The following is a 19,901-nucleotide window of genomic DNA, read 5'->3' on the forward strand; positions in this document are numbered from 1 at the left end:
GGACTAGGCAGGTGTCACCCCACCGGCGGCCACAGCGGCATCATCGAGCGGCATTTCGAGCCGCGCGACGATTTCCGTTGGAACCACATGCCAGAACTTGCCGATCTCGACATTCCACTCATTCAGCAGCCGTGCCGCCAGCGCTGAATCGGTTGCCGCGGCATGTGCCTCGACAAGCGCCTTCAGTTCGGCCTCCCAATGCGCGGTGCCAATCCGCACAATCTGCAGGCTGTCCGGATTGACACGCGCCCTGAAACTGTCGTTCGGGTCATAGACAAATGCCATGCCCCCGGTCATGCCGGCGCCGAAATTGTCACCGACCTCGCCAAGGATCACGACCTTGCCGCCTGTCATATATTCACAGGCATTTGTGCCGGCACCCTCGACAACAGCCGTGGCACCCGAATTGCGCACGCACAGCCTTTCGCCGGCCTGACCGGCGGCAAACAGCCGACCAGAGGTCGCGCCATACAGCACCGTGTTGCCGATGATGGTGTTTTCATGCGCCACAAAGCTTGCCGCGGCCGACGGGCGCACAATGATGGTGCCCCCTGACAGACCCTTGCCGACATAGTCATTCGCATCGCCGATCACCTCGAGCTTCAGCCCCTGTGTGGCAAACGCGCCAAGCGACTGACCGGCGGTGCCGCGAAGCCGCACCGCGATATGGTCCTCGCGAAGACCGGTCATGCCGAATTTGCGGACGATATGCGATGACAGGCGCGTGCCGATGGCACGCTGCGTGTTCTCGACATTGTAGGACAGCTGCATCTTCGATCCGAATTCCAGCGCCGTGCTGGCGTCGCGCACCATCAGCGCATCGAGCGTGTCCGGAACGGCTGTGCGCTCGCGGTCACGCGGGCTGCCGTGATGACCATCGCGTTCAGCCTGGACAAGGATCGGGTTCAGATCGAGATCGTCAAGCGCGGCATCACCCCGGCTGACCTGGGTCAGCAGATCGGTCCGACCAATCACTTCTTCCAGCGACGCAAACCCGAGCGAGGCCAGAATTTCGCGAACCTCTTCGGCAAGATGCGTGAACAGCTGTACCACCTTTTCCGGCGTGCCTTCGAATTTGGCCCGCAGATCGTCGCGCTGGGTGCAGACACCGACCGGGCAGGTGTTGGAATGGCACTGGCGCACCATGATGCACCCCATCGCAATCAGGGCCGAGGTGCCGATCCCGTATTCATCGGCACCAAGCATCGCGGCCATGACAATGTCGCGTCCCGTCTTCAGGCCACCGTCGGTGCGCAGCACAACCTTGTCACGAAGGTCATTCATGCACAGAACCTGATGCACTTCCGACAGGCCCATCTCCCACGGAAGGCCGGCATGCTTGATCGAGGATTGCGGGCTGGCACCGGTGCCGCCGCCATGGCCCGACACCAGAATCGCATCGGCCTTGGCCTTGGCCACGCCGGCGGCGATGGTGCCGATGCCGGTCGAGGCCACCAGCTTGACGCACACCTTGGCGTCGGGGTTGATCTGCTTCAGGTCATAGATCAGCTGTGCCAGATCCTCGATCGAATAGATATCGTGATGCGGCGGCGGCGAAATCAGCGTTACCCCCGGTGTCGAGTGACGCAGACGCGCAATCAGGCTGTCGACCTTGATACCGGGCAGCTGCCCGCCCTCACCGGGCTTGGCACCCTGGGCCACCTTGATCTCGAGTTCGGTGCAGCTGTTCAGATATTCGGCGGTGACACCGAACCTGCCGGAAGCAACCTGCTTGATCGCGCTCGACGGGTTGTCGCCATTCTCGCGAAGCTTGAAACGTGCCGGATCCTCGCCACCCTCGCCGGAGTCGGATTTTGCACCGATCCGGTTCATCGCGATCGACAGTGTTTCATGGGCTTCCGGACTCAGCGCGCCAAGCGAAATGCCGGGCGATACCAGCCGCTTGCGGATGCGGGTGATGGATTCGACATCCTCAAGCCGGACCGATGCGCGGCCGGTCTTGAACTCCAGCAGATCACGAAGGTTGACCGGCCCCTGGCTTGACACCAGCGAGGAATATTTCTTCCAGCTCTCATAGGATCCGTTGTCGCAGGCATGCTGCATGGCATGAATCAGCTGGCCGTCAAACGCATGCCGCTCGCCTGATCGACGATAGCGGAAGAAGCCGCCAACCGGCAGAAACACGTCAGCCGAATCATAGGCCTTGCGATGCATTTCACTGACCCGTGACGCAATGCCTGTCAGGCCAAGGCCGGAAATCCGCGAAGACATCGGCGGAAAGAATTTCGCCACCAGCGCCCGCGACAGGCCAAGCGCCTCGAAATTATAGCCGCCGCGATAGGACGCGATGACCGAGATGCCCATTTTCGACATGATCTTCAGCAGACCGTCTTCCACGGCCTTGCGGTAGTTCGCCACCGCTTCGGGAAGTGTCAGACCGGACAGCAATCCACGATCATGCCGCTCGGCAATGGCCTCTTCGGCGACATAGGCATTGATCGTCGTCGCACCGACACCGATCAGCACGGCAAAGTGGTGGACATCAAGACATTCGCCGGTCGCCACATTGACCGAGGCGAATGTCCGCAGCTGCTGGCGTGCAAGATGCGAATGCACGGCACCTGTCGCCAGAATCATCGGCAGCGGCGCACGGTCCTGCGACACCGCGCGGTCCGACAGCATCACATGCTCGCATCCCGACCTGACGGCCTCTTCGGCTTCGGCTGCAATGCGATCCATCGCGGCGGTGAAGTCATCCGGGCCGACAATGTCGAAGGTACAGTCGATCATCGCCGCCTTGTCGCCAAGATAAGCAACAAGCGCGTCCCATTCCGGCACCGTCATCACCGGTGAATTCAGCACCAGATGATCGCATTGTTCCTTGGCCTCATCCAGAATGTTGCCAAGATTGCCAAGCCGCGTGCGCAGCGTCATCACATGGCGCTCGCGAAGGCTGTCGATCGGCGGGTTTGTCACCTGCGAGAAATTCTGCCGGAAGAAATGGTGCAGGCCACGATACCGGTTCGACAGCACGGCAAGCGGCGTGTCATCCCCCATCGATCCGATGGCTTCCTTGCCGGTCTCGGCCATCGGCTGGAGGATCAGTTCAAGGTCTTCCATCGTCCAGCCGGCCATCATCTGGCGGCGGCGGGCCTCGACCGCAGGCAGGCGCTCGGACACCTTGCCGGCATGGTTGGCCAGAATGGCGTCCATCTGCTTGGCACGGCCAACCCATTTGGACCAGTCACGCTTGCCAGCCAGTTCGGCGGTCAGCTCTGCATCACGCAGTATCCTGCCACGTTTCAGATCGATACCCATCATCTGACCGGGTCCGATACGGCCACGCTCGACGATCCGGTCCTCGGGCACAACGACCATGCCGCTTTCCGACCCGGCGATCACCAGCCCGCTGTCAGTCACCACATAGCGCATCGGGCGCAGGCCGTTCCGGTCCATACCGGCAATCACCCAGTTGTCGGCATAGGCGGCAATCGCCGCCGGCCCGTCCCACGGCTCCATCACAGAATTGCAATAGGCATAGAGCTTTGCCAGCTCATGGTCGCTGTCGACATCGACCGCAGCCGGAATCATCATCGTCTTGACCATCGGCAGGTTGCGACCGCCATGGCCCATCAGTTCGAACACCGCGTCCAGTGCCGCCGAATCCGAGCTTCCTTTCGCCACAACCGGTTTCAGATCGTCGATGGCATCGCCGAAGATATCGGACGCCATGCGATCCTCATGGCAGGTCATCCAGTTCTGGTTGCCACGGATGGTGTTGATTTCTCCATTATGCGCCAGCACGCGGAAGGGCTGGGCCAGCTTCCAGGTCGGCATGGTGTTGGTCGAATAACGCTGGTGATAGATCGCGAAGGACGACACGAAACGCGCATCTTTCAGATCCGGGAAAAAGGCCGTCACCTGCTCGGCAAGGAACATGCCCTTGTAGATGATCGACCGGCTGGACATCGAACAGATGTAGAAATCCGAGATCAGCTCTGCTGTCACTGCCTTTTCAATGCGGCGACGAACGATATATAGCTGGCGCTCGGCCTCGGTTTCGTCGATATCAGCCGGCGTCGAGAACATGATCTGCTCGATTTCCGGGCGTGTCGCCTTGGCCTTGTCACCAAGCGCGTTGGTATCGACGGGCACCTGCCGCCAGCCATAGATGGAATGGCCGACCGCCAGGATTTCCTGCTCGACAATACACCGGCAACGCTCCTGCGCCCCAAGGTCGGTCCGGGGCAGGAACACCATGCCAACAGCAAGCCGCCCGCCATCATCATCATGACCGGTCCGGGCAATATGTTCGATGAAGAAATCGCGCGGAATCTCGATATGGATCCCAGCGCCATCGCCGGTCATACCATCCGCGTCGACAGCGCCGCGGTGCCAGATCGCCTGCAACGCCTCGATAGCCGCATCGACAACAGCACGCGACGGCTTGCCATCCTGCGCCGCGACGAACCCGACACCACAGGCATCATGCTCCATCTCCGGACCATAGATACCGGCATCGGTCAGCCGGACTTCGTTCCGGGCACGCCGGGCAAGATAGGCGTCTGCGTCAAACATGCCGTCTTGGGTTCTGCTTGTCTTGCTCATGATGTTGTCCTGTCTCTTGTCTCGACTCAGGCGCGGGCAGCGGCCTGCGGCGCGTCGCTCTGCGCCATGATGTAGGATTCGATCGATGCGGCGGCATCACGGCCATCGCGCACACCCCAGACAACCAGGGACGCGCCCCGCACAATATCACCGGCAGCGAACACCCCGGGCAGACTGGTCATCATTGTGCGCCAGTCGATGTCGAGCGTGCCCCATTTGGAAACCGCAAGCTCCGGCGCGTTGAACATCACCGGCAGATCCTCGGGGTCGAAGCCAAGCGCCTTGATCACCAGATCGGCCGGAATGTCATGCGACGAATCCTCGATGATCTGCGGCACCTGGCGGCCGGTTGCGTCAGGCTGGCCAAGATGGATTTTCTGTGCCTGTACGGCGCGGACATGATTGTCGCCAAGAAACGCCTGCGGCGCCGACAGCCATTTGAACACCACACCTTCTTCTTCGGCATTCGCCACTTCGCGCTGCGAGCCGGGCATGTTGGCACGGTCACGCCGATACAGGCAGGTCACCGACTTTGCCTCCTGCCGAATGGCGGTACGAACACAATCCATGGCGGTATCACCGCCACCGATCACAACAACATCGCGTCCTTTGGCATTCAGCGTGCCGCTGTCAAAATCGGGAACCGCATCGCCGAGGCTTTTCCGGTTTGATGCCGTCAGATAGTCAAGCGCCGGCACAATGCCCTGCATGCCGACACCCGGCGCGGTGATGTCCCGCGCCTTGTAAACGCCGGTGGCGACAAGCACCGCGTCATGCGAAGCGCGAATCTCCTCAAAGCTGATATCAACACCGATTTCGACATTCAGGCGGAAGGTCACGCCCCCGTCAGCCAGCAGATCGTGACGCCGCTGCACAACATGCTTTTCCAGCTTGAAACCGGGAATGCCATAGATCAGCAGCCCCCCCACACGGTCATACCGGTCATAGATGGTTACCTGAAAGCCGCGCTGGCGCAGCATGTCGGCGGCGGCAAGGCCAGCCGGGCCGGCACCGATGATGCCAACCGATTCCGCCCGCTCGGCAACCGGCTGCGGTGGCTGGACCCAGCCATTCTCGAACGCTGTTTCGGTAATGTGCTTTTCAACCGCGCCGATGGTGACCGATTCAAAGCCCTTCTCGATCACGCAACTTCCTTCGCACAGCCGGTCCTGGGGACAGATCCTGCCGCAGATTTCAGGCATGTTGTTGGTCTGGGCCGACATCCGGTAAGCCTCTTCCATCCGCCCCTCGGCGGTCAGCATCAGCCAGTCGGGAATGTTGTTGTGAAGCGGACAGTTGATCTGACAGAACGGCACACCGCACTGGGAACAGCGTGATGCCTGATCTTCGGCAGCCGTGACGTCGAACTCGTCATAGATCTCGTCGAAATCCTGAACGCGCGCATCCGCGCCACGCTTGTCCGGCATTTTCTTGTCGGTGGTGACGAATTTCAGCATCTTGTTCGACATGGCCTTGCCCCGCTGTCCCGCCCTGGAATATTCCAGTGCCTCTTCCAGAAAATAATGACGCGGCCCGTCAAGCATTGCCCCGACAGGACAAATTCAGCTTTGGCACCGCGTCAGAAAAGTCAACAATAGTTACCCTTTTTTCCTGCGTCTGGCAAGGGCGCAGTGTCAAATTTGCACAGGAATCGCCGAATGAATCATTTTAGGTCCGAAATTGGACTAAATTGGACCGGATCCCTCCTCCGGGCCCCTCCTCCGGGTCCATCTTCCGGTGGGCCGGCTTTTGACCTGTGATCTGTTTGGGCGTAGGGTGGCGACGATGCCGGGATAATATCCGCCCCGGCAGCCTGTCCGAGACGACCCGCCGGATCGAGGAAGCGTGATGCCGCTATTGCTGATTGTCCTTGTCGCTGCCGTGCAGGGGCTTACCGAGTTTCTGCCCGTGTCATCATCCGGACATCTGGCGCTGGTCCCACTGGTCACCGACCAGCCCTATCAGGGCCGCGCCATCGATGTGGCGGCGCATGTCGGCACGCTTGGCGCGGTGATGCTGTATCTTCGCACCGATCTTCTGGCGATGCTGATGGCGCTGCGGCCCGGCGGCGATGCCGCGAGCAGACGGTTGATCATGCTGCTGGCACTTGCCACCCTTCCGGTCGTCATCGTCGGCTTTGCCGTCAATGACATCGATCCCGTCTGGCTGACCGACCTGCGGACACTTGCCGTGGCCAATCTGGTCTTCGCCGGACTGCTGTGGCATGCCGACAGGGGTGGCGCGGTTGGCCGGCAGATCAAGGATATGCGATTTGGCGCGGCGATTGCCGTTGGGATGGCGCAATGCCTGGCCCTGATTCCCGGCGCGTCACGGTCCGGCGTGACAATGACAATGGCACGCTATCTCGGCTTTGACCGTCTGGCGGCGGCACGTTTTTCGCTGTTGCTGTCAATCCCGACCATTGCCGGGGCCGGTCTTTTGAAAGGTCTCGACATCGCCGCCGAGGGGGATGTCGCCCTCGGGCTTGATGCCGCGCTGGTGGCGCTGCTGTCGTTTGGCTTTGCCCTTGCCGCCATCGGCTGGATGATGCGGTGGCTGGCGCGGGCCGATTTCCGGATTTTCGTCTGGTACCGGATGGCGCTTGGCGGCGCGCTGCTGCTGCTGATTGCCGCCGGCGTCCTGTGACAGGTCAGTCGGTGCGGCGGGAAAACTGCCCACCGGGGCGGTAACAGGCAAGATATCCCGGAATGATGGCATCCACCGGCGTTGGCACAATGCCGAGATCGGCCAGTCCACGCGCCCCGTCGGCAACAACATTGTCGACAGCCAGAAGACGCACCTGATCCAGGGTCAGCGGCGGATTGGGCAACAGGCCGGTAATCATCGCCCCAAGCGACATCGCGCCAAGTGGCACCGGCACCAGCATCCGCCGGCGTCCGATGGCCGCCAGCGTGGTCTCCATCAACTCGCGGAAGGTAAAGATGCCGGGCCCGCCAAGCTCGAAAACCCCGCCCGCGACAGACGATGTCTTGCGAAATCCAAGTCCCGCCGCCACCGCCTCGACCACATCACCGACATAGACCGGCTGCATGCGCATGCGCCCGCCACCCGGCAGCGGCAGACCCGGCGCCAGCATGGCCAATCCGGCAAAGCGATTGAAGAAACTGTCGCGTGGCCCGAAAATGATTGATGGTCGCAGGATCACGGCCTTTGGGAAGGCAGCCAGCAGGGCGGCCTCGCCGGCGGCCTTGCTGCGGGCATAGACACTGTTCGACTCGGCGCTGGCCCCGATGGCCGAGATGTGGACGACATGTCCCATGCCGCGCTTTGCAGCAATCAGGCCGATACGCCCCGGCAATTCACCCTGAAGTGTCGAGAACCGCTGCGCGCCGCCCTCGGCCAGAATGCCGACCAGATTGACCACCGAATCGGCGGACCCCATCACCTGTTCCAGATCCTCGTCCGAAAGCGCGTTGCCGGCGACAGGTGTCACCTGTCCGACGACTCCCATTGTCCGCAGGAACTTGGCACGCTCGGCATTGCGGCACAGCACGATGACGCGCGCGCCCTGCCGCGCCAGCATTTCAACGACAGCGCGCCCGACAAAGCCGGACCCGCCAATGACCGCAACCGTTCTGCCCATGCCAACCCCCATATCCCGACAACATTTCCTGAGAGTGAGTGATAGCGGCAAGGGCGACCCGGCGTCCAGTGCAGATTGCCACCTTTTGGCGTCGCACATGACAGAACCGGCCGACGAAACCCCATTCAGGGATATATATGGTCGTCAGGCACACAGATTCAGTTGACAAGCATGGCCGGCTGGCTATTCTGCGCGCCTCCAAGCACAGCGAGCAATCGCGTGCAGCCCCGATGCCCAGGTGGCGGAATTGGTAGACGCGCTGGCTTCAGGTGCCAGTGGCCATTAGGCCGTGGAAGTTCGAGTCTTCTCCTGGGCACCATTATCTCCAAGATTCGTGGTTCAAGGTCCTGATTTTCAAGCATTTTGATGTTTGACGTCAGGAAGTGTGAGCCAAACTGTGATCCAAAATCACGCCTATCTTATCCGCCGTAATGGCATCTATTACTTCTCCCGCCGTGTCCCTGCTGATGTGCGCTCTCGATTCAATAAGGATCGGGTGATCGTCTCGCTGCATACAAGATCGCTGCCTAAGGCGCAGCGATCTGCTGCTGCTCTGTCTGACAGGCTGGAGCGATACTGGGACAGCATTCGTCTGGAAGTCTTCCACACAAGGGAGCTTGGGCTTTCATTGGTTCAGGAGGTTGAGGCAGATCGAAGTAACGTGTCTGTCTCCATTCAGGATGCGCTCGATAGCTATCTCCGCCTTAAGGGCGCTGGCCGAAGCAAGACCTTCTTTCAGGGAGCAGAGCGTGCCGTTGGCTATATGACAGAAGCAACTGATGCAGAGGAACTGTCATCTCTATCGGCTTCTGATGCCGCACGCTTCCGTGACTATCTGATTGGCAAGGGTATGACAGCGGCATCAGTGCGCCGTGTCTTTGGCACAGTCAAAGCCATCACCAACCTTGCCATCAGAGAGTATGGCCTCACCTGTCCCAATGTGTTCGCCAACGTCTTCATCCCGGATGATGAGAAGGCATCCATTCGTTCGCCAATCCCCGATGACAACATTGTGGCTATCCAGAAGGAGTGCTTTGAACTGGACGATGATGTCAGGTGGCTGGTGGCACTGATCAGTGACACAGGTATGCGGTTGGCAGAAGCTGCAGGACTGCTGGTATCGGACATTAAGCTCAATGCCGACATTCCCCACATCGCACTACGCAAACACCCTTGGCGTTCACTCAAGACAAGGGGAAGTGAGCGCGACATCCCGCTGGTTGGCATGTCGCTTTGGGCAGCGAGGCGCATTGTTGAGAACCAGCAAGATTTAGCCTTCCCACGATACACGGACAGTTCAGGCTGCAACGCAAACTCTGCCAGCGCAGCTATCAACAAATGGCTGAAGCCACGCGTCCCTGACGGATGTGTAGTTCACAGCTTCCGCCACAGCCTCCGCGACAGGTTACGCCGTGTTGAATGCCCGTCAGATATCGCTGATGCCATTGGCGGTTGGACCACCGCAGGCGTGGGCCAAAAATATGGCAGCGGCTATGGTCTCGAGGTCAAAGCCAGATGGATGGAAAGGATCGCTTCCCTGAACGGGTAGAAAAACTTCGAGCGGCATCACATCCGCAAATGGCTACAGGAAGTATTTCGTGAAAATGACCGCGTATGTCAGGCCGCATAGAAGCAGCGCCAACATTACCGCGGCGCTTCCATAATCTTTTGCGCGCTTGGAAAGACCATGTTTGGAATAGGAAATACGGTCGACCGCTGCTTCTACGCTGGAATTTAGCAATTCAACAATGAGAACAAACAACAACGTTCCAAGCATTGCACCGGTCTCGAGGGTGGTGGCTGGCATCCAGATTGCCAGTGGGGCCAGAATTGCAGCCAGCACAAGTTCCTGTCTAAATGCGCTTTCCTCTTTCACCGCGTAGACCAGCCCGGCCCAACTGTTCTTTGCAGCAGAGATGGCGCGGCCCAGACCATGATTGGATTTGTGGGGATTATCCTCCACTCGGTAGCTGTCCTGAGAGTGGCCCGCGACGACTAGATGGCTGGCAAAGATGCCGGTGGCAATCTCCCAGGAAAATGTCTCTGCGTGGGCACGAGCATCTTCGCCCCTCAGCTTAAGGGCCTTGGCGCAGGCTTTTCCAAGATTTTCGTCAAGGACGCCGGCGTCTGAGGAGCCAATAACATCAATCGGCCCAGTGACAGGATAAGCTGCTACCGGCAGCCCGCAAGCCATAGCCTCCAAAAGCACCAGACCAAAAGTATCTGTGCGGCTCGGGAAGACAAAGACATCGGCCTGATTGTAGATCGCTGGCAGTTCGGACATTTGCTTTGAGCCCCAAAAACGCACCTCGGGATACCGCTTTTTGAAACCGTCCAGCGCAGGACCATCTCCGACAACCCATTTTTCCCCTTGCAAGGGTAGATCTAAAAATGCCTCAAGGTTCTTCTCGACTGAAACCCTGCCAACATTAATGAAAATTGGCGTCTTATTTTGCGGTTTCGAGCAGGGTTCCTGGTCCGGCTTGAACAAATCGAGGTCGACACCTCTTGGCCAAATCACCGGCTTGCCGATGCGCCATCTTTTGAGATCCTCCAGAACAGCGTTTGTTGGGGCCATGACGGCATTGCCCGGCTTGTGGAACCAGCGGAGGAAGAAATAGGTGCAAGCGAGCGGCAGGTGAATTCTGGACTTGATATACTCAGGAAAACGCGTGTGATAGGCCGTCGTAAAGGCCATTTGCCATCGTACCGCAAAAGCTCTCGCAGCCAGCCCAAGCGGCCCTTCAGTCGCGATATGCAGATGGTCGGGATTGAACTCGTTAATCAATGCTGAAACTTTTCGACCGGGGAAAATCGAAAGTCTGATCTCCGGATAAGTCGGGCAGGGTATTGTGCGAAACGCCTCTGGCGTGATCATAAGCACCTGGTGCCCAAGCGACTCCAACCCTTCGCGCGTTTTTGTCAATGTGCGAACGACACCATTGACCTGTGGATACCATGCGTCACTGACGATCACGATCTTCATGGTTTGGTCACCGGTTCGAACGCAGGGCCAGACACGTCCGTGCTTACCGTGGCAAGCTGGAATTCAGTCCTTGGGGTTGCATTCTGCCAATCAAGCAACTCCAATGTTCCATCATGATGCTCCGCAAGCGCAGAGAGTGATTCCACCCAATCCCCGTCATTTGCATAGAGTATCCCGTCGATTTGCCGTATTTCAGGCTTATGAATATGTCCGCAAACCACGCCATCACAATTTCGACGGCGCGTTTCGGTAACCATTGCAGTTTCAAACGCAGAGATGAACGAGACTGCTGATTTGACCCGGTGCTTCAAATATTGTGAGAGCGACCAATAGGGCAGGTTCAGCTTGTTGCGGACCCAGTTGAAGATCAGATTGACCCGTAACAACAGGGTGTAACTGTAGTCGCCGAGATAGGCCAGCCAGCGCGCATGTTGGATCACGTTGTCAAACAGGTCGCCATGCACGACCCAGAACCTCAAACCATCGGCTGTCTCGTGAATATCTTCCGCCTTGATCGCTATGTCACCAAAGTTGACGCCAAGATATTGCCTGGCAGCCTCATCATGGTTGCCCGGAATGTAGACAACCTTTGTGCCTTGGCGTGCTTTTCGAAGCAGCTTTTGAACTACATCGTTATGTTCCTGTGGCCAGTAGAATTTTTTCTTCAGTTGCCAGCCATCAACAACATCACCGACGAGATACAGCTTGTCGCTGTGGGTGTGTTTCAGAAAATGCAGGAGCTCAAGTGCCCGCGCTCCGGGAGTCCCTAGGTGAATGTCGGAGATCCAAATGGTGCGGTATGTGAGCGGCTTTGCGCTTTCATCAAGCAAAAGAACTGCCCCGAAAAATGCCGTAATCTAGCACTAAAGATGTCCCATGAAGATTGCATGGTCATTTCATTTCTTTTTCACTTTTGTGAAATTGCAAGGCGGCGAGACCGTCGCAACGGTACCATTGTCCAAGTGCGTTGAATAAGCATGGTTCGTGCACCGTGGACAAACAACCACGATGCTTGAAAATCAGGACCTTGAACCACGAATCTTGGAGATAATGGTGCCCAGGAGATGGGTTCGACGCCCTACCCAGGGACCATTCAAGACCTGACTTTCAATCTATTCAGTATCTTAGCTGATCAGCGCCTGTCAGCCAACGCCCTATTTTGGATAACAGTCTGGATAACAGCCCTGGACCGTGGTCCGGGGACAGAGTCTCGCGGTTAAAGCTTCGCGACTCCCGCCTCCCGTACGCCGGACCGGGTTACTGGGAGTGGTTGCTAGATCTTGATCGTTTTGGGCCGAGGGGGTCGGGCGTATGCTTGGGGGTGGTCCTGCCTCGGACCTCGGGCGGGTGATGGAGTGTTAAATCCAATTCTAAATTCTTTTGTTAGCATTTTGGTTTACCGAGTGAGATGTTGATGTCGCCGTCATCGGGTTTGACGCCAACCATCTCGACAGTCCCACTGTTGTTGCGCCAGAGGAAGTTGATACCAGTGTTCTGATTGTTGCTTGTATCTGCAGACTTGTAGCTAAGGTCGATTGTCAGGTTGCATCCTTTTGCATTGCTCAGGCTAATCGGCAAGCCGCTTACCTCAGAGGCGGCATTTGTATAACGCCATTCAAGCCGGGTTGTGTCGTTTGAGAGGATTTGAGCACAAACTGTCTGTGAGGATGCACCTTCACATAACCAACCTGACAATGTGTTGTTCTGTGATGCAGTCAGTCTCTTGTATTCATCAAAATACATATCCGCATCAGATGCGCCTGACAGGTCGCTTGATGAGGGTTGTGCAGCCAACTTTTTGTAGATGCTCGTTGCTGATGACGTTGTTCTGACGTAGGGACGACTGCTTGCAGCAAAGCCTGTGCTGTCTTCAAGCCAATCACTCAGAACAGCGTGATCAGCATTGCTTGTTGCAAAGGTGGTCGTTGATCTTGCTGTATTGCCATGGCTGGCACTGCCTGATGGTGCTGGATAGCTCGCATATCCAGCAAATTGCAGATATCTGGACTTGATTAGGTGGATGGTATCGTAGGTGCCATCAGAGCAGTTCTTTACGTCGATAGGGCCACCTTGGGCTTTTTCGCCAGCTTGATACTGGTGACGCATTACAGGAAGAGTGCCTATCCAAATGCGGCAGGATGCTGTCATGCCTGCAGAGCTATCACCCAGCCATATCTCATAGATGTAAGCCGCTGCCTTTGTAAGGGTTCCACCACAGTAGCCGCTATTGCCGGTGGCTATGTAATGTGCTGCCCTGGCGGCAGCGTCAGAGCAGCTTGTGACGGATGTGCCATTCTCGGTGACGGTCAGAGTGAATGTCGTAGAAGTTGAGGCGTATGTTGAGTCAGCAGCTTGTGTTGCCGTTATCGTGGCTGATCCAATGCCAACCGGCGTTACAGTGTTGCCCGAGATCGTAGCAACGCCGCTGTTGCTGATCGAATAGCTAAACGCACCGCTCGAAGCTGATGACGGATCAGCAATGGTGAACGATCCATCATCCAACTCACGCTCAATATCAGACATCGATATCGAATGAGATGTTAAAAGATCTACCACAAATGCAACAGGCGAAGATGAATATTCAGTGATATAAGGCCCTACCTGACCATTCAAACCATCCACTCGTGCATCAACCCACACCCACGCCAGGTCTGCAGGATGAAAATATATTGAAGCACCATTTTCTGTGGCTTTGGTGTCACTTGGCTGGGACCAATGCCAGTTGCTGTAGAGTCCACTAACTGCATATCCGCCTGATGTTGCAGTTCTGCCACTCCAAAACTGCGTTCCAGACTCGGGCCCTGAGTCCCAAATCCAAAGTCCTTCGTTCGCAATGTCTGATGCACCAATCCATGTCCCATTATAAAGTCCTGAGGTGGCAAGATTCAGATGATTTGTCACAAAACTTTCTTCGTCAGCAGAAGTTAAAGTGGCTAAATATCCTTGCGAACTTCTGATTGAACTTGCCTCTGCAGCAGTTTTGGCAGCAGACCAACCTATATTTGAAACTGTGCTAAGAACATAATAGTGATCGTTGGTAAAATTATATGCACCACCAGATGGTAGTGCATGAATAGAAATTGTTGAGCTAGAGCCTTTGACTGAAAGGCTGGCAAGTGCTGCGTTGACGTCACTTATGGAGCCTGAAAAAGCAATTGATGAGTTGCCAGTCCACTGTGAAGAATTATGGGTAGATGGCGCTGTCAAACCAGATGTGGTTGTGATTTTGACCAGACCTGAAGAGGCATAAACATAAACCACTATCGGATCGGAGCCAGAAACCGACACTGACGTGCCGCTCCCACTAACTAGATTATAAACTGAATTATCTTCAACCTTAAAACTAGATGGTGCGGTTATCGATTGTGCGAGTGCTGTAGCATCTAAAATTCCAAACAAACAAAGCACTGCGAAGGCCTTGGCTGCACGATACACCAATTTACTAGTTGTTGTTTTGGTCCCGCTTAGCATTTTGGTTTACCGAGTCGGATGCCAAAAGTAAGGTTTTGTCCACCCAAGGCCTTTTGTGCTGTTGCTAGTGCAAGAGCAATCACAACTGTCAAAAGACACAATCTAATTTGGACTATTGGCCTCATCGGAACGACAAGGTCAGTCCAGATTGCACTTTGACTATTTCATTTTCGCGCCGGACTTTTTCCAGAGTTTTGTGGCGGACTGAACCGAATTGATATGCTTGTTTCGAAATCAGTGGTGCACCGACATTATCACCGTCGATCTCACCAATTTTTATCCGATAAGTTAAACCTACCGAATTAGTCGAAATACCTTGTTCGGGTACATCGTGTTTGGCTTCCAATGTCCAGCCGTCACCAAGAAATCCTGACACAGCCAAACTATACTCGCGCCCCTCAAGATCAGAAGATCCACCAACTCCATCCCATTTGTATTTTCTCACATAAACGCGACTGGACGGCATGTATGGCACCTGAACTCCGACCTCGAGGTCATACCCATCCAACGCATGCTCAGTCACCCCACCTGGACCAGGCCGCCATCCCGTTAGTGCTTTGTACTTGTTGGCCGTTAGCTCAATTGGTGCGCTTTTAATCTCTAGACCAGCACTAACTCTTTTATGATCATAGGGGAACTCGTAATCCAAAAATGTATTTGCCCCAAAAAGCCACCTTTCATCTTTAGATAGTCGCCTGTACCCAAAGCCAAGGTTGGCTGTGTGGCGGTTTCCACCATCGGATGATGCGGCAGATCCTTGAACAAAAACGGTGTCTCTGTCGCCTTCGGTTTGCAATATCGGTTGAACGGTTGTTACCGAGATTTTTGGTTTGCCGCCCTCTCGGCCTGTCAAAGAAACTTCAGTATTAGGCAGGGCCTTGCGAAATTTTTCTTCGACTTTTGAAAGTGCCAATTCCTCGGCTTTTTGCTCGATCGCACTGCTTACGTCTTTGTCATCATTTTTCGCCTGGCCAGCGGCAGCAACTAGGGGTACGAGAATCTGTTCGCCCACAATTGTAGGCTTTTCATCCTCAAACTTTGAAAAGCTATCCTTCGTATCCTTTGAAGTTTCGGTATTTTGGATTTTGGTGGAGTTGTTGTTCTCAGCCATTCTTACTTTGGGCAACTGTTTTTCTAGAGATATATGCTCAAAAACTTCCGTGACTGCCCGCCGGTTCTTCGCCCAAGCTGTTTCATCAGAGGCCTTAATAAGCGGTTTTTCTTTGCCATAGGAAACAAGTTTAATCCGATTGGTATTCACGCCTTTTGCGACCAAATATGCGCGGACGCTTTGCGCTCTCTTTAATCCAAGCACGATATTGTCATCGTTCGTTCTCCCCTCGTCAGCGTGCCCCTCAATCAACACATCAAGTTCTGGGTTAGCGTTTAAGTTGGCTGCCTGCTGATCGAGCTTTGCAAAGTCCTCATCGCGAATTGCATAGCTGTTGAGTTGAAAAATTGCTGTGTGAACGACACCAGTAATCGAGGGGACTACCTCATGCTGAGTTGTCTTAACTTTTGTTAAGTTTTTTCTATCAGGGCTTGTCAACAGCGTCACAGACGATGTTGGTGCCTGCCAACTATTTGGCTGAGCATATAAATGATGAACAGGCAGGATAGAATGACTGTTGTGATTGTCAGATAATTTGCAAACCCGATCTAATCGAATTTGCTCCATATTTATGTCTGGTGTAATGGAATGTCTGACAAATTTAATACCCGCTTCTAGTGCCACACCTAGCGTCTCGATAGTTGAATGCTTTTCATAGACTAGTTCAGGGCCACTTTCCTTTTGGGTCGCTTTGCTCCCTAAGACAACACTCTTCTTTTTGGCATCAGTAGATGCATTCCCAGCGGAAGCTAATTTGCTGACGACAAATTCACTCGACGAAACAAGTGTATTTGAAAAATGCAAAGGCGTATCCGTGTGAATTATTTCCGTAAATTCTAAGGGTTGGAAATTAGAATCTAATTTTGTTAATCGCTTTTCCAGATGACGAAGGCCAATTTTCTCTGGAGCATTGTTCCTAAGAAACTCAGCTTCTCTACTTTGAGGGTGTTCAAGAATGATCCTTGCAAGGTCTTGATATGCAGACCGTAGCAAGCGTACTTTTTCCCGATCACTCAGGCTAGAAAGATCAGAAACATCCAACGCCCGATAATAGTCAGCCACTGCCTCAGCATACATTTTTGCAGGCTTATCTGTGCCAGACCGATCACATTGGCCTGAACCTAGGAAAAAAAATAAGCATGTTGTCACTTCTAACAACATTGATAATTAGGCCTAATGTAATTTGTCTTAGATAGTTACGACTTTTACGACTAATACTATATCTTCAGCCTAGTTTTTCTAAAGATAGTCTCTTTTTTTATAGCCTAAAACTGACCTTCATTAGCAAAAGGCTTCGAGTTTCGCGGCTTGTGGACCGCGGGACTTTTTTCTAGAACTGGGTTCCACCTGCCTCGAAGCGCCACTAAATTTGCGGTATAATAACACCTCTTTAGCGGGGTGCTATTCATGCTGACAAAAGACAACGTGACCATCGGTATCGAGTGGCGGTTTGGGCCTGACTGGCCTGGGCAGCAGTGCGGTGCGAAGACACGTCGGGGCACCGCGTGTCAGCGTCCTGCCAACAAGAAGAATGGACGTTGCCGGCTTCATGGCGGGGCCAGCACTGGCGCTAAGACTGAAGATGGGTTAGCGCGGATCTCGGCGGCGAACCTTCGTCACGGGAAGTTCACCAAGGACAAGCTAGAGAAGCGGCGTGAGAACACGGCCAAGGGACGGGAAATCAGGAAGGAGCTTCGCCAGATGGAGCGCGAGTTGATCGCCGGTGGGCTGCTCGACAAGCACTGGCGGGATAGCTTCCTGTCATAGGTATTGTCGCAAGCAGAACGATGATACCTCACTGACCAAGGTGCTTTTTCATTCACCAAATTTTTCATTCCGTTCAGTGTTCACCCCCCTTACGGGGGGTGAACATGAACACTGGCGTTCAGTTGGTCGTTCAGACTGAACAGCCGCAAATCAGCAGAAACCCTGGTTTGTTCAGCCGGCTCGTGCCGGCTGAACAGGGATGTGAACAGGCTTGTTCAGAAGGGTAGATCTTCATCATGAACAAGATTGAGTTCTTGCGGCTGATCGAATTCATCCGGCCACAGGTCGTAAAGTAGGTGCCAACCATTCGATGTAATACGAGGATCCCGAGTTAAGCCTTCCAGGAACTTCTCTTCCATCAGCTTGTGCATATACCCACTAATGGTGCCTGTGCCGATGCCAAGATCATCACTGATTTTGCGATAGGTTTCTCGGCCTTTCTGGGCCAAGTATTTCAGAAGCCTGTATCGCGGCTCAATCGTATCCTCGTTCGCCTCGAAGAACAGCTTCGTGATGCCGTCATTGTCAGGACGAAGTGACAATGAAAGTTCATCATTTGCTGGTCGTCGATTGCGAACTTTCTCGAACGACAGTTCGAAGCGAGCTTCCTGATTATATGGCACCTTGTTCTTGTCCGTCTGCACAAGCTTAACCACATAATCCATAGCCACTTCGATGATGGACGCGCCACGCTGCTGACCGCTTTTGCCAGCGTGATGGACGATCAGAACGGTGTACCCTTGAGACCGAAGCTTGATGAACCAATCGTTCAAGAACCGTGTCTCGTCATTGTCGTTTTCGGAGACGCCGCGCCTGAGTGTAGACAGGTTGTCGAAGATCAGAACTTGAGGCCGCTTATCGGCGGCCTCAAACTCCTCGAGCATCTTCTCGAACTGTAACTGCTCTTCTGGCTCGTCCAAACATATGGGCACGCCGTCGCGAAACAGCTTTTCCGATGGCATGATGAACAGATTATGCAGCGGTGCTCGGCATAGTTCGGAGAAGCGTTCCTTTAGGTCCGCTGTAGTCATCTCACCATCGATGTAGAGAACAGTATGCTGTCCATTCAGATCCCATGGTAGGAAACGCTGCCTGCCTTCAGCTATTGCCACGGCAAGAGCCATACAGAACCACGACTTGCCTACACCTCTTGCAGCATAGACCATCCCGTAGCTGTCCATCGGGAGCCACTTCGCGATTAGGAACTCGCGCGTCGGTACGTCTGCACTCGCTAGATCAGCTTGTGACATCACGTACCCGGACAGCGGGCGTTTCTCCCGCTGTCCGTTGTTGTTCGCTGCTAACTGTTGGAGTTCATGCAACGCGTCCATGACGTGCCTCCCTCTTTGCGATAGAGCGGCAGATGCGCTGGATGTCCCTATCAGGTAGGGGTGGATGGACGCATCGTGAGTTGATCTCGAGAAGCATGGCCTCGACTTCACACTCGGCATAGCCTTTGCGGAACAAGTAGCCGCACCGACGTGTCATCTCACAATCCCGATTACCTTCGTAGATTGGCGCAAGCAAATCTACCCGGGGTCCTCGGCGCTGGCCTTTGCCAAACTGCTTTTTCGGGGGGTTCTGGATGAAGTTTTCCAGCACACCGCAGAGCCTGGTGATGTCTTGCGGTTCTATTAGATCCACATCTACCCAGTTGTAAGCGCCCGTATTACCAATGCTCCCTGGTGCGATGACATATGCACCACTCGACCTGATGTCCATGCCAGGCAATATACCGACTGGCGATGGCAGGACCGTGTCCCAAGTTCGATAATAGAGATGGAAGCCACCACTCGGCGTTTCTACGACCGCCCTTGTGCTGCAAGGAAGTGCAAAGCTGCGGAATGACTGCAAGCCATCCACACCATTCTTGAGATCAAGATCAAGAATGGTCAGGCCATTGATCGGCCCGGTCGGCAGCCCAATCATTGCGTCTGGAAACGGTTCAAACAGCCGCTCGATCTCGTCGGCGTCTGCTGTAGCTCGCTGCTTCCATCCGTTTATATAGGGAGACTTGTCTGTCGGTTTGGCTGGAAACACCCTCCAGCCAAACCGTGAGGACAGTTCGAGTGCATTAGCAATATTACTCCCCATCACATACCTCCCTGCGCCCTGGTGTTTATCCAGGCTTCGATATCAGCGACACGCCAAGCGACAACGCGGTCACTGACATGAATGCGTTTTGGGAAGTTTGGTTGATCGGCAAGCGCGTATAGATGCTTGCGGCTGATGCCGAGCATCGCGGCGGCCTCTTTGGGCCTAACCAGCGTCTGATTGGATAGGGCACGCGCACTTTGCAGTGCTGCGGCTAGTGTTTTGTTTAGTTCTGAAGAAGCCATTTCGAATCCTTTGGGCTTGGTGCCAGAGACATTCGAAATGTATAGGGATGCCTC

General features: G+C 55.0%; 13 protein-coding genes, 1 tRNA gene and 1 pseudogene. 4 read left to right on the forward strand and 11 right to left on the reverse strand.

Annotated elements, in window-relative coordinates; all coding sequences use genetic code 11:
* Nucleotides 1-3: 3 nt before the first annotated feature.
* Both gltB and AB3X55_08025 read right to left on the reverse strand, forming a co-directional pair.
* Nucleotides 4-4,569 carry a glutamate synthase large subunit gene (gene gltB, locus AB3X55_08020; protein MEX0503528.1) on the reverse strand — a complete coding sequence of 1,522 codons (4,566 nt, stop codon included), beginning with the start codon at nucleotides 4,567-4,569 and terminating at the stop codon, nucleotides 4-6.
* Between the two features lie 26 nt (nucleotides 4,570-4,595).
* Nucleotides 4,596-6,038 (reverse strand): NAD(P)-dependent oxidoreductase, encoded by a 1,443-nt coding sequence (locus AB3X55_08025; GenBank protein MEX0503529.1) that lies wholly within the window; start codon nucleotides 6,036-6,038, stop codon nucleotides 4,596-4,598.
* 379 nt (nucleotides 6,039-6,417) lie between these two features.
* Here AB3X55_08025 and AB3X55_08030 point away from each other — a divergent pair, with 379 nt between their 5' ends.
* Nucleotides 6,418-7,215 carry an undecaprenyl-diphosphate phosphatase gene (locus AB3X55_08030; GenBank protein MEX0503530.1) on the forward strand — a complete coding sequence of 266 codons (798 nt, stop codon included), beginning with the start codon at nucleotides 6,418-6,420 and terminating at the stop codon, nucleotides 7,213-7,215.
* Nucleotides 7,216-7,219: 4 nt separating this feature from the next.
* Here the strand turns inward: AB3X55_08030 and AB3X55_08035 are convergent, their stop codons facing one another.
* Entirely contained in the window at nucleotides 7,220-8,173 is a 954-nt protein-coding gene (locus tag AB3X55_08035) for a complex I NDUFA9 subunit family protein (protein MEX0503531.1), read from the reverse strand.
* A gap of 232 nt (nucleotides 8,174-8,405) precedes the next feature.
* Here AB3X55_08035 and AB3X55_08040 point away from each other — a divergent pair.
* Both AB3X55_08040 and AB3X55_08045 read left to right on the forward strand, forming a co-directional pair.
* Nucleotides 8,406-8,492: transfer RNA gene (locus AB3X55_08040), tRNA-Leu, on the forward strand.
* Nucleotides 8,493-8,558: 66 nt separating this feature from the next.
* A complete protein-coding gene (locus tag AB3X55_08045; GenBank protein ID MEX0503532.1) occupies nucleotides 8,559-9,722 on the forward strand; it encodes a DUF6538 domain-containing protein in 1,164 nt (387 codons plus the stop codon).
* A gap of 33 nt (nucleotides 9,723-9,755) precedes the next feature.
* On the opposite strand, the gene AB3X55_08050 is transcribed toward AB3X55_08045, so the two are convergent.
* The 5 genes and pseudogenes from AB3X55_08050 to AB3X55_08070 form a co-directional block, all read right to left on the reverse strand.
* A complete protein-coding gene (locus AB3X55_08050) occupies nucleotides 9,756-10,136 on the reverse strand; it encodes a diacylglycerol kinase (protein MEX0503533.1) in 381 nt (126 codons plus the stop codon).
* A gap of 33 nt (nucleotides 10,137-10,169) precedes the next feature.
* A pseudogene (locus AB3X55_08055) lies at nucleotides 10,170-11,159 on the reverse strand (glycosyltransferase family 4 protein).
* Nucleotides 11,156-11,989, reverse strand: a complete 834-nt coding sequence (locus AB3X55_08060) for a UDP-2,3-diacylglucosamine diphosphatase (protein MEX0503534.1) — start codon at nucleotides 11,987-11,989, stop codon at nucleotides 11,156-11,158. Before AB3X55_08060 ends, AB3X55_08055 begins: the two are co-directional and overlap by 4 nt.
* Before the next feature lie 553 nt (nucleotides 11,990-12,542).
* Nucleotides 12,543-14,630 carry a lectin-like protein gene (locus AB3X55_08065; GenBank protein MEX0503535.1) on the reverse strand — a complete coding sequence of 696 codons (2,088 nt, stop codon included), beginning with the start codon at nucleotides 14,628-14,630 and terminating at the stop codon, nucleotides 12,543-12,545.
* Nucleotides 14,631-14,751: 121 nt separating this feature from the next.
* Nucleotides 14,752-16,902: an inverse autotransporter beta domain-containing protein gene (locus tag AB3X55_08070; GenBank protein ID MEX0503536.1), complete on the reverse strand. Its 2,151-nt coding sequence runs from the start codon at nucleotides 16,900-16,902 to the stop codon at nucleotides 14,752-14,754.
* Between the two features lie 246 nt (nucleotides 16,903-17,148).
* On the opposite strand from AB3X55_08070, the gene AB3X55_08075 reads away from it, so the two are divergent.
* Nucleotides 17,149-17,508, forward strand: a complete 360-nt coding sequence (locus tag AB3X55_08075) for an HGGxSTG domain-containing protein (protein MEX0503537.1) — start codon at nucleotides 17,149-17,151, stop codon at nucleotides 17,506-17,508.
* A 215-nt stretch (nucleotides 17,509-17,723) separates the two neighbouring features.
* Here AB3X55_08075 and AB3X55_08080 read toward each other — a convergent pair whose 3' ends face one another.
* The 3 genes from AB3X55_08080 to AB3X55_08090 are packed head-to-tail and all read right to left on the reverse strand — an operon-like array spanning nucleotide 17,724 to nucleotide 19,847.
* On the reverse strand, nucleotides 17,724-18,839 hold the full coding sequence (locus AB3X55_08080; GenBank protein MEX0503538.1) for an AAA family ATPase: 1,116 nt from the start codon (nucleotides 18,837-18,839) through the stop codon (nucleotides 17,724-17,726).
* Nucleotides 18,823-19,602, reverse strand: coding sequence for a bifunctional DNA primase/polymerase (locus AB3X55_08085; protein ID MEX0503539.1), 780 nt, complete (start codon nucleotides 19,600-19,602; stop codon nucleotides 18,823-18,825). Before AB3X55_08085 ends, AB3X55_08080 begins: the two co-directional genes overlap by 17 nt.
* Nucleotides 19,602-19,847 carry a helix-turn-helix transcriptional regulator gene (locus AB3X55_08090; GenBank protein MEX0503540.1) on the reverse strand — a complete coding sequence of 82 codons (246 nt, stop codon included), beginning with the start codon at nucleotides 19,845-19,847 and terminating at the stop codon, nucleotides 19,602-19,604. The genes AB3X55_08085 and AB3X55_08090 overlap by 1 nt, the downstream gene beginning before the upstream one ends.
* Between the last annotated feature and the right edge of the window lie 54 nt (nucleotides 19,848-19,901).

Source organism: Alphaproteobacteria bacterium LSUCC0719, from assembly GCA_040839025.1.
Lineage (GTDB): Bacteria > Pseudomonadota > Alphaproteobacteria > Puniceispirillales > Puniceispirillaceae > UBA8309.